The sequence below is a fragment of the Streptomyces sp. NPDC041122 genome, from assembly GCF_055592445.1.
In genome coordinates, this window is the sequence record NZ_JBVIYQ010000003.1 from 72,299 (window position 1) to 85,636 (window position 13,338).

The 13,338-nt window shown below is 72.1% G+C and carries 11 protein-coding genes and 3 tRNA genes; 8 read left to right on the forward strand and 6 right to left on the reverse strand.

The window, feature by feature from the left end; genetic code table 11:
- Positions 1–26 precede the first annotated feature (26 nt).
- From purL to purS, 3 genes are read right to left on the reverse strand one after another with little or no spacing between them, the layout of a single operon-like run.
- Positions 27–2,294 (reverse strand): phosphoribosylformylglycinamidine synthase subunit PurL, encoded by a 2,268-nt coding sequence (gene purL, locus ACZ6B8_RS12575; RefSeq protein WP_471607238.1) that lies wholly within the window; start codon positions 2,292–2,294, stop codon positions 27–29.
- Entirely contained in the window at positions 2,291–2,971 is a 681-nt protein-coding gene (purQ, locus tag ACZ6B8_RS12580) for a phosphoribosylformylglycinamidine synthase subunit PurQ (RefSeq protein WP_358710115.1), read from the reverse strand. Before purQ ends, purL begins: the two co-directional genes overlap by 4 nt.
- Positions 2,968–3,246 carry a phosphoribosylformylglycinamidine synthase subunit PurS gene (gene purS / locus ACZ6B8_RS12585; RefSeq protein WP_471607239.1) on the reverse strand — a complete coding sequence of 93 codons (279 nt, stop codon included), beginning with the start codon at positions 3,244–3,246 and terminating at the stop codon, positions 2,968–2,970. Before purS ends, purQ begins: the two co-directional genes overlap by 4 nt.
- Before the next feature lie 346 nt (positions 3,247–3,592).
- On the opposite strand from purS, the gene ACZ6B8_RS12590 reads away from it, so the two are divergent.
- The 8 genes from ACZ6B8_RS12590 (at position 3,593) to ACZ6B8_RS12625 (ending at position 8,188) form a co-directional block, all read left to right on the forward strand.
- On the forward strand, positions 3,593–3,910 hold the full coding sequence (locus tag ACZ6B8_RS12590) for a histone-like nucleoid-structuring protein Lsr2 (RefSeq protein ID WP_362375026.1): 318 nt from the start codon (positions 3,593–3,595) through the stop codon (positions 3,908–3,910).
- Between the two features lie 122 nt (positions 3,911–4,032).
- A tRNA-Gly gene (locus tag ACZ6B8_RS12595) sits at positions 4,033–4,104 on the forward strand.
- 79 nt (positions 4,105–4,183) lie between these two features.
- A tRNA-Gly gene (locus tag ACZ6B8_RS12600) sits at positions 4,184–4,259 on the forward strand.
- A 148-nt stretch (positions 4,260–4,407) separates the two neighbouring features.
- Complete coding sequence (locus ACZ6B8_RS12605) at positions 4,408–5,379, forward strand: ABC transporter ATP-binding protein (protein ID WP_471089938.1); 972 nt, start codon at positions 4,408–4,410, stop codon at positions 5,377–5,379.
- Entirely contained in the window at positions 5,376–6,170 is a 795-nt protein-coding gene (locus ACZ6B8_RS12610; protein ID WP_471089941.1) for an ABC transporter permease, read from the forward strand. The genes ACZ6B8_RS12605 and ACZ6B8_RS12610 overlap by 4 nt, the downstream gene beginning before the upstream one ends.
- Before the next feature lie 12 nt (positions 6,171–6,182).
- Positions 6,183–7,487, forward strand: a complete 1,305-nt coding sequence (locus ACZ6B8_RS12615) for a sensor histidine kinase (RefSeq protein ID WP_471607240.1) — start codon at positions 6,183–6,185, stop codon at positions 7,485–7,487.
- On the forward strand, positions 7,484–8,092 hold the full coding sequence (locus tag ACZ6B8_RS12620) for a response regulator (RefSeq protein WP_471089947.1): 609 nt from the start codon (positions 7,484–7,486) through the stop codon (positions 8,090–8,092). Before ACZ6B8_RS12615 ends, ACZ6B8_RS12620 begins: the two co-directional genes overlap by 4 nt.
- Positions 8,093–8,115: 23 nt before the next feature.
- Positions 8,116–8,188: transfer RNA gene (locus ACZ6B8_RS12625), tRNA-Gly, on the forward strand.
- 71 nt (positions 8,189–8,259) lie between these two features.
- On the opposite strand, the gene ACZ6B8_RS12630 is transcribed toward ACZ6B8_RS12625, so the two are convergent.
- From ACZ6B8_RS12630 to ACZ6B8_RS12640, 3 genes are all read right to left on the reverse strand, one after another.
- Positions 8,260–9,156: a phosphoribosylaminoimidazolesuccinocarboxamide synthase gene (locus ACZ6B8_RS12630; protein WP_471607241.1), complete on the reverse strand. Its 897-nt coding sequence runs from the start codon at positions 9,154–9,156 to the stop codon at positions 8,260–8,262.
- Positions 9,157–9,274: 118 nt separating this feature from the next.
- On the reverse strand, positions 9,275–10,753 hold the full coding sequence (locus ACZ6B8_RS12635; protein ID WP_471607242.1) for a N,N-dimethylformamidase beta subunit family domain-containing protein: 1,479 nt from the start codon (positions 10,751–10,753) through the stop codon (positions 9,275–9,277).
- A gap of 343 nt (positions 10,754–11,096) precedes the next feature.
- Positions 11,097–13,079 carry a M48 family metalloprotease gene (locus ACZ6B8_RS12640; protein WP_471607243.1) on the reverse strand — a complete coding sequence of 661 codons (1,983 nt, stop codon included), beginning with the start codon at positions 13,077–13,079 and terminating at the stop codon, positions 11,097–11,099.
- Between the last annotated feature and the right edge of the window lie 259 nt (positions 13,080–13,338).

Below are 13,338 nucleotides of genomic sequence, written 5' to 3' on the forward strand. Positions count from 1 at the left end.
TGGCGGGGGCTCGTGGAGCGGGACGGTCAGGCGAAGAGGCCCGGGATCGTCTCCTCGTGGGCGGCCCGCAGCTCGCTCAGCGGCAGCGTGAACTCGCCCTGCACGTCGACCACCGCGTTCCCGTCGGACTCGGCGCCGTCGACCACACCGATGCGCCGCACGGGCAGGCCCCGCGCCCCGCACATGTCGGTGAAGCGCAGCTCCTCGCTCCGCGGCACGGCGACGACCGCGCGCCCCGCCGACTCGGAGAAGAGGAAGGTGAACGCGTCCAGACCGTCCGGCACGACGAGGCGCGCGCCCTTCCCGCCGCGCAGGCAGGACTCGGTGACGGCCTGCACCAGACCGCCGTCGGACAGGTCGTGCGCGGCGTCGATCATGCCGTCGCGCGAGGCCGAGATGAGGATCTCGGCGAGCAGCTTCTCGCGCGCCAGGTCGACCTCGGGCGGCAGCCCGCCGAGGTGTCCGTGGATCACCTGCGACCAGGCCGAACCGCCGAACTCCTCGCGGGTGTCGCCGAGCAGGTAGAGGAGCTGGCCCTCTTCCCTGAACGCCATCGGCGTGCGCCGCGCGACGTCGTCGATCACGCCGAGCACGGCGACGACCGGCGTCGGGTGGATCGCCGCCTCGCCGGTCTGGTTGTAGAGCGAGACGTTGCCGCCGGTGACCGGGGTGCCGAGCTCCAGACAGCCGTCCGCGAGACCGCGGATGGCCTCGGCGAACTGCCACATGACGTCCGGGTCCTCGGGCGAACCGAAGTTCAGGCAGTCCGAGATCGCGAGCGGCTTGGCGCCGGACGCGGCGACGTTGCGGTACGACTCGGCGAGCGCGAGCTGCGCGCCCTTGTACGGGTCGAGCTTCGCGAACCGGCCGTTGCCGTCGGTGGCGATGGCGACGCCGAGGCCCGTCTCCTCGTTGATCCGGATCATGCCGGAGTCCTCGGGCTGGGCGAGCACGGTGTTGCCCTGCACGAAACGGTCGTACTGGTCGGTGACCCAGGACTTGGCGGCCTGGTTCGGCGCGGCGACCAGCTTCAGGACCTGCTCGCGCAGCTCCTCGGCGTTCGCCGGGCGGGCCAGCTTGTTCGCGTCGTCGGCCTGGAGGGCGTCCTGCCAGGACGGACGGGCGTACGGGCGCTCGTAGACCGGGCCGTCGTGCGCGACCGTGCGCGGGTCGACGTCGACGATCTTCTCGCCGTGCCAGAAGATCTCCAGGCGGTCGCCGTCGGTGACCTCGCCGACGACGGTGGCGATGACGTCCCACTTCTCGCAGATCGCGAGGAAGCGCTCGACCTTCTCCGGCTCGACGACGGCGCACATGCGCTCCTGCGACTCACTCATGAGGATCTCCTCAGGGGTGAGCGTGGAGTCGCGCAGCGGCACGTCGTCCAGCTCGACGCGCATGCCGCCGGAGCCGTTGGACGCCAACTCGCTGGTGGCGCAGGAGAGTCCGGCCGCGCCGAGGTCCTGGATGCCGACGACGAGCTTCTCGGCGAAGGCCTCCAGGGTGCACTCGATGAGGAGCTTCTCCTGGAAGGGGTCGCCGACCTGGACGGCGGGACGCTTCGAGGGCTTGCTGTCGTCGAAGGTCTCGCTCGCGAGGATCGAGGCGCCGCCGATGCCGTCGCCGCCCGTGCGGGCGCCGTACAGGATGACCTTGTTGCCGGGGCCCGAGGCCTTCGCGAGGTGGATGTCCTCGTGCCGCATGACGCCGATGGCACCGGCGTTGACCAGCGGGTTGCCCTGGTAGCAGGCGTCGAAGACGAGCTCGCCGCCGATGTTCGGCAGGCCGAGGCAGTTGCCGTAGCCGCCGATACCCGCGACGACGCCCGGCAGGACGCGCTTGGTGTCGGGGTGGTGGGCGTCGCCCATCCGCAGCGGGTCCACGACCGCGACCGGGCGGGCGCCCATCGCGATGATGTCGCGGACGATGCCGCCGACGCCGGTGGCCGCGCCCTGGTAGGGCTCGACGTACGAGGGGTGGTTGTGCGACTCGACCTTGAAGGTGACGGCGTAGCCCTGGCCGACGTCGACGACGCCGGCGTTCTCGCCGATGCCGACGAGCATCGCGTCGTTCTCGGGGACCTTCTCGCCGAACTGGCGCAGGTGGACCTTGCTGCTCTTGTACGAGCAGTGCTCGGACCACATGACGGAGTACATCGCGAGCTCGGCGCCGGTCGGGCGGCGGCCGAGGATCTCGCGGACGCGCTCGTACTCGTCCTCCTTCAGGCCCAGTTCGGCCCAGGGGAGCTTGACGTCGGGCGTCTCGGCCGCGTGCTTGACGGTGTCCAGAGTCATGCGTTGACCAGCTTCTTCAGGATCGAGGTGAAGAATCCCAGGCCGTCGGTGCGGCCGGTCCCGATCAGCGGCTCGACCGCGTGCTCGGGGTGCGGCATGAGGCCGACGACGTTGCCCGCCTCGTTGGTGATGCCGGCGATGTCACGGAGCGAGCCGTTGGGGTTGCCGTCGAGGTAGCGGAAGGCGACGCGGCCCTCGGCCTCCAGCATGTCCAGCGTCCGCTCGTCGGCCGTGTACTGGCCGTCGATGTTCTTGAGCGGGATGAGGATCTCCTGACCGGCCGTGTAGTCGGCGGTCCAGGCGGTCGATCCGTTCTCCACCCGCAGCTTCTGCTCGCGGCAGATGAAGTGCAGGTGGTTGTTGCGCAGCATCGCACCGGGCAGCAGGTGCGTCTCGGTGAGCACCTGGAAGCCGTTGCAGATGCCGAGCACCGGCATTCCGGCCTTCGCCTGCTCGATGACGGACTCCATCACCGGGGAGAAACGCGAGATGGCGCCGGCCCGCAGATAGTCGCCGTAACTGAACCCGCCGGGCAGGACCACGGCGTCGACCTGCTTCAGGTCCTTGTCCTTGTGCCACAGCGGCACGGCTTCGGCGCCGGCGACGCGGACGGCGCGCTGGGTGTCGCGGTCGTCGAGGGTTCCGGGGAAAGTGACGACTCCAATTCGAGCAGTCACTTCGCGGTCTCCTCGGCCTTCTCCGCTTCTTCGACCTTTACGACGAAGTCCTCGATCACGGTGTTGGCGAGGAAGGTTTCCGCCAACTCGTGGATACGGGCGAGGGCGGGGGCGTCGACCGGCCCCGCCACCTCGAGTTCGAAGCGCTTTCCCTGACGTACGTCGGAGATGCCCTGGAAACCGAGGCGCGGCAGTGCACGCTGCACCGCCTGGCCCTGGGGGTCGAGGATCTCCGGCTTGAGCATGACGTCGACTACGACGCGTGCCACTGGCACTCCCGGTGTGTGGTGCTGGCGTGTGCTGCTTGCGAGGCGCTGAGCAGGTTCCTTCAGACTACCGGCACAAAATTTCTACTCGCGTAGATTCGTAGCAACCTACGAGATGACGGTCACGTTCCGGCATCCGAACCGGTTTCCGGGCGAGAACCTTCACGATGAATCCATGAAAGATCACGCATCGTCATTGGAGCCTGACACGCGGAGGTATTAGGACAGGCTTCACAATGCATTGCCGGGCACTGTACAAAGGAAATGGCAATAGTCGATACTTTGCCCAAAACATCCGTGCAGTCGGCATCACCGCATGTCAAGGCGGTAGAGCCGCGCGAAGGGACCGATATTCGTGGCGCAACGTGTCGTGGTCACTCTCTTTGACGACATCGACGGCGGGGAAGCGGCGGAAACGGTCGCGTTCGGTCTGGACGGCACGTCGTACGAGATCGACCTCAGTCAAACCAATGCCAAGAAACTGCGCACGGCCCTCGCCCCGTACCTGGAGGCGGCCCGCAAGCAGTCCAGGTCCGGGATCGCGTTCCGGCACACGGCGATCTCCCCCGACCCCTCGGCGGTCCGCGCCTGGGCCAGGTCGCACCAGATGAACGTGCCGCCCCGCGGCCGCATCCCGAAGAAGGTCTACGAGGCCTTCGAGGCCGCCAACTGACCCCGCGGACCGCACCGCCCGCGCCCCTCGCGGCAACCGACTTGCGCTGCACCCCTCCCGGTCGGCTAAAGTCTGGAGCACGCCGAGGGGCGAGGCCGCAGGGCCGGACCTCACGGAGTCTTGCGGGTGTAGTTCAGTAGTAGAACATCCCCCTTCCAGGGGGAAGGCGCAGTGTGCAATTCCTGTCACCCGCTCTGCATCGCTCACGGACCGGTCTCCCGGTTGCGGTAAGCTGATGCACGCGCCGATCAGTGAGAGCTGGTCGGAGGCAATGCGAACGTAGCTCAGTTGGTAGAGCGCAACCTTGCCAAGGTTGAGGTCGCGAGTTCGAACCTCGTCGTTCGCTCCAGATGAGAGGCCCCGGTCGATTCGACCGGGGCCTTCTTCATGTGCCCGTACCCCGTGGATCCGTAGGCCTGCGGCGTTCTGACATTTGTCATGCGGGCCGGTGACACCGCGCACTGCCGAGCGCCCCGCGGCCCGGCGACGCTGGAGACATGACGGACCAAGTGATCGACGTGACCGACCTCCGGCGCGTGTACGGGGGCGGTTTCGAGGCGGTACGAGGAGTCACCTTCTCCGTGGCCCAGGGCGAGCTGTTCGCGCTGCTCGGCACCAACGGAGCCGGCAAGACGTCCACCGTGGAGCTCCTCGAAGGGCTCGCGGCACCCGCGGCAGGACGGGTGCGGGTGCTCGGACACGACCCGTACACCGAACGGGCCGCGGTGCGCCCGCGCATCGGCGTCATGCTCCAAGACGGCGGCTTTCCGGCCGAGTTGACCGTGGCGGAGACCGTACGGATGTGGGCGGGCTGCACCAGCGGGGCCCGGCCCGCCGCCGAGGCCCTGGAGGCCGTCGGGATGGGCAGGCGGTCCGGCGTCCGCGTCAAACAGCTCTCCGGCGGCGAGAAGCGGCGCCTCGACCTCGCGCTCGCCCTCATCGGACGCCCCGAGGTGCTCTTCCTCGACGAACCCACCACCGGACTCGACGCCGAAGGCCGCCGCGCGACCTGGGAGTTGGTCAGGGAGCTGCGCGACAACGGCACGACCGTCCTGCTCACCACGCACTACCTCGAAGAGGCCGAGGAGCTCGCCGACCGGCTCGCGATCCTGCACGAGGGCCGCATCGCCGCCGAAGGACGCGTCACCGACGTCGTCGCCGCACAGCCCTCGCACGTCTCCTTCGAACTGCCCGAGGGGTACCTCCCCGGCGACCTGCCGCCGCTCGCCGCACTCGGCGTGAGCGGACACGAGGTCACCGGCAGCCGGATCCGGCTGCGCACCGACACACTGCAGCGCACCGCCACGGAACTGCTGCTGTGGGCCAGGGACGCGCGCGTCGAACTGGCCGGGCTCGACATCCGGGCGGCCTCCCTGGAAGAGGCGTTCCTGCGGATCGCCCGCGACGTGGAGGACAGCGCCGGCGCGGCCCCGGGCACACGCCCCGACGAGAAGGAGATGGCGGTATGAGCACCCTCACGGCGACCACCCCGGCCGTGACCACCCCGGCGCGGCGGATGCGGGCGCTGGCCCGGGCCGAACTCACGCTGCTGCTGCGCAGCAAGGGGACGCTGTTCGCGGCGCTGTTCGTGCCGTTCGTCGTCCCCGTCTCCATGAAGCAGACCGCCGCGGACATGGACCTGGCAGGCACCGGGCTCGACGTCGGGACCGTCGTCCTGCCGGCCGCCCTCGGCTTCTCCCTGCTCTTCGCCGTCTACTCCGCGCTGACCGCCGTCTACACCGCGCGGCGCGAGGAGCTCGTCCTGAAGCGGCTGCGCACCGGCGAGCTGCGCGACCCGGAGATCCTCGCGGGCGCCGCGCTGCCGTCGGTCTCCATCGGCGTCGTGCAGAGCCTGGTCCTCGCCGTGGGCTGCGCCGTCCTCCTGGACACCGGTGCCCCCGGCGCGCCCCATCTCGTCGTCCTCGGCGTCCTCATGGGCCTCGTCATGTTCTCCGCGCTGGCCGCCGTCACCGCCGGCTTCAGCCGGTCGACCGAGTCCGCGCAGGTCATGAGCCTGCCGCTGATCTTCGTGTCGATGCTCGGGTCCGGGCTCTTCGTCCCGCTCGAGGTCATGCCCGACAAGCTGGCCTCCGTCTGCGAGCTGCTCCCGCTCTCCTCCGTCATCGAACTCATCCGGGGCGGCTGGGCCGGGAACCTCTCCGCCGGGGACGCGGTCGGCGCCCTCGGCACGGCGGTGGCCTGGACCCTGCTCGCGGTGTTTGCTGTACGCCGATGGTTCCGCTGGGAACCGCGCCACTGAGGGAGGTACCGGGTGCTACTCGGCCGCGTACGGGCCTGGCAGCGTGACTGGCACGGCCGCAGCAAGATCGAGAAGGTCGAGTTCCAGAGCCTCGCCAGCTGGCACGCCCTGCCCTGGATCTTCTACGTCAGCTGGAGCTCGCTGCCGCTCGGCCTGAGCCTGCGACCCGGGCCCACGGCACACGCCCTCGGCTGGACGCTGATCGCCCTCGGCGCGGCCCAGTGCGTGCACGCCAACCGCTCGATGCGCCGCTCGCTCGACCACTTCCTGAAGCGGCGCGAGATGCCGCGCCGCGACCTGGGGGTGGCGGTCGCCCTGATGGCCGTCGCCTACGCCGTGGCGATCGGCCTGCAGGCCACCGACAGCGTCAAGGAGGGCCTGCTCTCCCTCACCGCCATGTACTTGATGATCCCGTTCGGCCAGGCGCTGGCCTTCGCCGTGCCGATCCGCACGTATCTGATCCGCGTCGCCGTCCTCGACGTGCTGATCGTCACCGGGTTCACCGCGGCGGGCATGCGCGGCGGCCGGCTCCTCGGGCTCGCCGGCTTCATCGTCTTCGGCGGACTCCTCACCCTGGTCGCCTCGCGCTGCGGTGCCTGGACGCTCTCCGTGATGTGGGAGGCCGACCGGGCCCGCGAGGTCGAGGCGCGGCTCGCGGTCGCCGAGGAGCGGCTGCGGTTCGGCCGGGACCTGCACGACGTGATGGGACGCAACCTCGCCGTCATCGCCCTCAAGAGCGAGCTCGCCGTGCAGCTCGCCCGGCGCGGCAGGGACGAGGCGGTGGACCAGATGGTCGAGGTGCAGCGCATCGCCCAGGAGTCGCAGCGGGAGGTACGGGAAGTGGTGCGCGGCTACCGCGAGATCGACCTCGGCGTGGAACTCACCGGCGCGCAGGGCGTCCTGGAGGCGGCCGGGATCCGCTGCCGGGTGACCGGCTCGGCGGCCGGGCTGCCCGCCGCCGTCCAGTCGGCCCTCGGCTGGGTCGTGCGCGAGGCGGCCACCAACGTGCTGCGCCACGGCGACGCCCGGCGGTGCGACATCACCCTCGCCGCCGCCGACGGGCACACGACGCTGGTCGTCGAGAACGACGGGGTGGGCGAGGAGCCGGCCGGTGCCGGTCCGGCCGGGGATCCGCCCCGGCACCGCGGCAGCGGCCTCGCGGGACTCCGGGAACGCCTCGCCGCGGTCGGCGGGACGCTGGAGTGGACGTCCGCCGACGGCGTGTTCCGGCTCCGCGCCGAGGTGCCGCCGCAGCGCTCCGACCGCGCCGCCCGCCTCGAACCCGCAAGCCCTGCCGAGGAAGAAGCCCTGCTGTGAGCCTTCGCGTGCTGCTCGCCGACGACGAGCACCTCATCCGGGGCGCGCTCGCCGCCCTGCTCGCCCTGGAGGACGACCTGGTCGTCGTCGCCGAGGCCGCGTCGGGTCCTGAGGCGCTGGCCATGGCGCGGGCCCACCGGCCCGACGTCGCCGTGCTCGATCTGCAGATGCCGGGCGCCGACGGTGTGAGTGTCGCCACAACCCTGCGGGACGAACTGCCGCACTGCCGGACCATGATCGTGACGAGTCACGGCAGACCGGGACATCTCAAGCGGGCCCTCGCGGTCGGGGTGCGCGGCTTCGTCCCGAAGACCGTGAGCGCCCAGCGGCTCGCCGAGATCATCCGCACCGTGCACGCCGGAAACCGTTACGTGGACCCGGAGTTGGCCGCCGACGCGATCTCCGCGGGGGACTCCCCGCTGACCGCCCGCGAGGCCGAGGTCCTCGAACTCGCCGCCGACGGCGCACCCGTCGCGGAGATCGCGGAGCGCGCCGCCCTGTCGCAGGGGACGGTCCGCAACTACCTCTCCTCGGCGGCCACCAAGATCGGGGCGGAGAACCGGCACGCGGCGGTGCGTCTCGCCCGCGAGCGAGGTTGGGTATAGTTGTCCTCGCGCTTCGGCGCAGCGCGGACGTAGCTCAGTTGGTAGAGCGCAACCTTGCCAAGGTTGAGGTCGCCAGTTCGAACCTGGTCGTCCGCTCCGATGAGAAAGGCCCCGGTCCAGTGGACCGGGGCCTTTCTCGTGCCCCCTCCGCCTTTGCGGGCCGGTGGCTACCAGGGCGTGCCGGTGAGCCGCTCGTAGGCCTCGATGTACTTGGCGCGGGTGGCGTCCACCACGTCCTGCGGCAGGGGCGGCGGCGGCTGCTCGCTCCTGCGGTCCCAGCCCGAGGCCGGCGAGGTCAGCCAGTTCCGTACGAACTGCTTGTCGAACGACGGCTGGGCGCGGCCCGGCTCCCACTGGTCGGCCGGCCAGAAGCGCGACGAGTCCGGGGTGAGGACCTCGTCGGCGAGGATCAGCGTCTCGCCCTCGAAGCCGAACTCGAACTTGGTGTCCGCGAGGACCAGGCCCCGCTCGCGCGCGATGTCCCTGGCCCGGCCGTAGACGGCGAGGGTCGCCTGGCGCAGCTGCGCCGCGGTCTCCGCGCCGACCTGGCGGGCGACCTCCTCGTACGACACGTTCTCGTCGTGCTCGCCGACGGCGGCCTTCGTGGCGGGGGTGAAGATCGGCGCGGGCAGCTCCGAGCCGTCGACCAGACCCTCGGGCAGGGCGAGGCCGCAGACGGTGCGGGACTCGTCGTACTCCAGGAGGCCCGAACCGGTCAGGTAGCCGCGGGCCACGCACTCGACCGGGACCATCTGGAGGGGCTTGCAGATGAGGGTGCGGCCCTCCCAGTCGGCGGGCGCGCCCTGCGGCAGCTCCGCGGAGACGACGTGGTTGGGCACGAGGTCCGCGAGCTGGTCGAACCACCACAGGGAGAGCTGGGTGAGGACGCGCCCCTTGTCGGGGATCTCCGTGGGGAGCACCCAGTCGTAGGCGGACATGCGGTCGCTGGCGACCATGACGAGCTCGCCCGCCTCGTTCCGGTACAGCTCGCGCACCTTGCCGGTGTGGAGGTGGACCAGCCCCGGTACCTCAAGAGGCTCGGGCTTTTCTACGAATCCGGACACGGTTCCCTCCCGTGGTTCTGGCCAAGTCGGATCGATTCTCCCGCATGGGACGTGCGGTTTTGGCCAGTGGTCGGGCGCGCGGCCGGGGGAGGCGCCGGGCGCCGGGTGCGGACGGGGGTCAGTCGCGCTTGCAGATGCGGTCGAGGAGGTTGGCCGTGGCCCGCTGGATACGGGGGTCGATGTGGCCGGGGCGGTCCAGCGCGGGGGACCAGGCGAAGGTGCCGGACGCGAAGACGAGGGCGCCGGACGGGGCGCGGTAGAGGGAGGACTCCTGGTGGCGGGTGACGCCCTCGGTGTCCTCGTACGGGGAGTGGGCGAGGAGGATGCGGCCCTGGTGCTCGGGGAGCGCGGTCCGCGGGAAGTAGCGGTCGGCCTCGCCCGCGACCAGGCCGTCGATCTCGTCGCCGTCGTGCGCCCCGGTGGCCTCCCACAGCCAGTGGTCGGCGTTGCGGACGATGAGGGGGCGCGGCTCGGGGACGCGTCCCGCGTACTGGATGCCGAGCAGCTGCTGTTCGGCCTTGTCCTGCTCGCGCCAGAGGGCCGGGCGGCCGGGGCCGCGCCGCTTGCGGCAGGTGAGCAGCCGGTCGGCGACGCCGGACGGGGAGGGGCCCAACTCCACCTGCCAGTACATGGTGTTGGCGGAGAGGAAGACCAGCGAGGTGCCGTGTTCGCGGGCCTGCTCGGTGGTGCGGCGCATGTTCGCCGACCAGTACTCGTCGTGGCCGGGGAAGACCAGGCCGCGGTAGCGGGTGGGGTCGATGCGGCCGGCGTGCAGGTCGCGGGCGTCCGCGTAGGCGAGGTCGTAGCCGTACCGCTCGGCCCAGCGGATGAAGTCGTAGGCGTGGCCCACGTGCAGCGGGAGGCCCGCGCCCGCGTACGGGCGGTCGAAGGAGACCGTGACGGCGGCCTCGCTCTCGCCGAGGAGACCGCCCTCCTCGTCCCAGGCGTGGTAGAGGCTGGCGCCGGTGCGGCCGTCCTCGGGGTAGAGGTTGTACGCCTGCCAGGTGACGTCCGGCAGGAGCAGCAGGAGGTCGGCGCGGCGGTCGTCGCGGACGGTGAAGGGGACGTGCGAGCGGTATCCGTCGGCGGTGGTGAGGACCGCCACGTACGCCCCGATGCTCCAGTAGGCGGGGATCTGCAGCCGCCAGGAGAGCCACCAGTGGTGGCAGGAGACGGTGCGGTCGGCGGTGAGCGGGGGCGGCTGGACGATGCCGGAGAGACGGGGGCTCGTGGTGATCTTCGACGCGCCGTCGCCGCCGTAGTGCCCGATGCGGTAGATGTCGACGCTGAACTGCTGGGGCGGGTCGACCGTGACGTGGAAGTCGATCGCCTCGCCGGGGGCCGCGGCGCCGGTGGAGGTGAACCCCTTGATCTGGCGGTGCACGTCGTCGGCGTTGAGGGGGCCGCCGGTGCGGGGCGCCGGGATGTTCGCGCCGGGCGCCGGGGCGTGGTCGACGTACCAGGGCACGACGTGCCCGGTGTCGTCGAAGTAGTGCTCGGCTCCGCGCAGCCAGGGCAGCGGGCCCTGGCCGAAAGGGTCCGACACGGCGTGGGCGAGCGCGCCCGATTCCCAGCGGCGGATCGGCTCCGACCTCATCTCTGCCCCTCCCTCGCTCCCCCGAGCCTGCGCCGCCCGGTGGTGCGTCTGGTCCGGCGGCCGACTCCCAGCACATCACATTACGCAGGCATGCCGTCACCGTTCGTCGCGAATTGTTGTGAACGGAGAGTGACATTCCGGACGCCCTGGCGGAAGGGTGGCGCGCGGGTGGCGACAGGGTGGCGGGTGAGCGTTCCCGGCCTGCGGATACGGGCGTGCGCGGGGTGGGGGGCGTGAGGGGCGTGGGGTGGGGCGCGTCGGTGTGGGCCGGGCGGGGTGGGGGTCGGGGCGGTCCCCGGGGGCGGGTGTCCGGAGCCGGTGCGGCGCCGGGGGACCCCCGGGGTCAGACGAGGCGGACCGGCTTCTCGGGGCGGATGCCCAGGCGGGTGAGCCAGTCCCGCAGCGGGGAGGGGTCGCCGTCCTCGACGAGGCTCAGGACGCGCGGCGCGAGGTCGGCCGCGCGCTCGCCGCCGACCAGCAGGGCGGGGCCGTCGAGCCAGTCGAGGCCCGGAGTGGCTCCGGCGGTGTCCACGGCGGCGCAGCACACCATCGCCGTGACGTGGTCGGCCAGCAGCTCACGGCCGGTACGGGGCGGCTGGAGCGGGAAGAGGGGCAGCGCGCCGTCGTCCCAGAGGGCCTCGTCCGGGCCCTGGCCGGTGGGCGCGGGGCGGGGCGGGACGGCGGCCTCCTCGCGGGCCAGCTCGGCGGTCAGGCCGGCGGCGAGCCGTCCGCCACGGCTCTCTTCGTCGGTGTCGTCGGTGTCGTCGTCATCGTCGGAGTCGTCCGCGGTGCCTTCGTACGGGATGCCTTCGGCTGCGGCGCCTTCGGCGTGGACGGCAGCGGTGTCAGCTGTGTCAGCGGTGTGGTGGGCCTCGTCGGCGTCAGCCCCGTAGGGACCGTCGCCCTCACGCGTCCCGCCGCCCTCATGGGCCTCGCTCCCGTCCGAGCCCGGCGGGAGGGGTTCGGCGGTGACGGACGGCCGTGAGGCATGGGTCTCGCCCGCCGGGCCGGCACTCCCCACCCCGTCACTCTCCGTATCGCCCACGGGAGCCGTCGCGAGGTGGTCCAGGACGCGGCCGAGGGTCGGGCCGTCCGGGTCGGGGGCCGTCGGGTCGGCGGAGTGGCTGACGCCCAGGGAGTCCAGGACGCGGTGCAGCCGGGCGGCGTCCATGCGCCATTTCCGGTCGACGACCTCGTCCGGATAGTCCTGCCAGGCCACCGGCGCCCAGTCCGGGCCCGACTCCGCGGGGCCGCCGTGGAAGAGGCGGGCGGCCAGCAGGGACGCCGCCTCGTCCACCGAACCGGGCTCCTCCAGGAGGTCGCAGGCGGGGCGCTCGCCCAGGCGCGAGGTGAAGCCCTCGGCGAGGCGGTCCCTGCGGGAGAGCTCGGTGAGCGCGGAGACCACACCCGCGTCGAGCCGGGAGGGCCAGCGGCCCATGCGCCAGGCGGGCAGCGCGACCCGGGTGAGCAGGCGGTCCCACCCCGCGTACGCGAGGCCGACCTGCTCCTGGGCGACGATCCGCACCCCGTAGTCCACGGCCTGGGCGCGCTCGGCGGCGGCCGCGGCGACGCCGCGCTCCATCTCGGCGGCGTGCACCCGGCAGTGCCGCAGGAGGAGCCGGGCGACCCTGCCGATGCCACCGAGCACCACGCGCGGGATGGCACCGCGGCCGGGGGCCGCGGCGACCGCGACGGCGGCGTCGAGCCCGCGCACGAAGCGCCGGGCGGCGGCTATGTCGGGGTGCGCCGAGGGCCCCGTACCGGCGACGACCGGGGCGAGCACGGCGCGCAGCTCACCGACCCGCATCCACCACAGGAACGGGGAGCCGATGACGAGGACGGGAGCGGTGGAGGGCGGGGCGGCCGGGGAGCCGGCCCCCGCGGGGGCGGCGGAGGAGACGGCGGGCGGCCCGTGCGCGGGGTGGGTGCGGTCCTCCAGCCAGCTGTCGCAGTCCGGGGTGAGCGCTATGGCCGAGGGCGCGGGCACGTCGAGGCGGTCGGCGAGGTCGCGCACCAGGCGGTACAGGTCGGGGGCGGACTCCTCGGCGATCGGGACGGTGGGGCTCAGCGCGGGCCTGGCCCGCGCGACGACCAGCGCGACACCGGCCGCCCCGAGCAGGACGAGCACGGCGACGGCCGTCACCGCCCAGCGGGCGGCGTCCCAACTCCCGCCGCCGGCGTGGCCCGTGGCCCCGGCCGCGAGCAGCACGACGGCCACGGCCGCGGGCAGCAGGGCGATGGCCAGCGCCCGGCTGCGCAGGCGCAGCACGGCGAGGGCCCGGGAGCGCGCGGCCTGCGCGCCCACCTCCACACCCGTACCTGACACGACCGATGGCACCCCCTGCTGCCTTACTGTTCGGCCGCCGGCCTGGGCCGGCGGCGCACATCAATGGCGTTGGCGTTGCTCACTCCCCCACTGTGGCACCCGCCACCGACATCGCAATGCCGGTGGTCTGTTTGGCTCTGGGGGCCTTGAACGCTTGCGCCGCACCCTAGTTGGGGCGTCCGGCCCCGTCAGCCGGATGGGCCACCGGTCACTCGATGGAATGGCTTTGGCTAAAGGTGGATGCCGAAAAGGCCCCGGA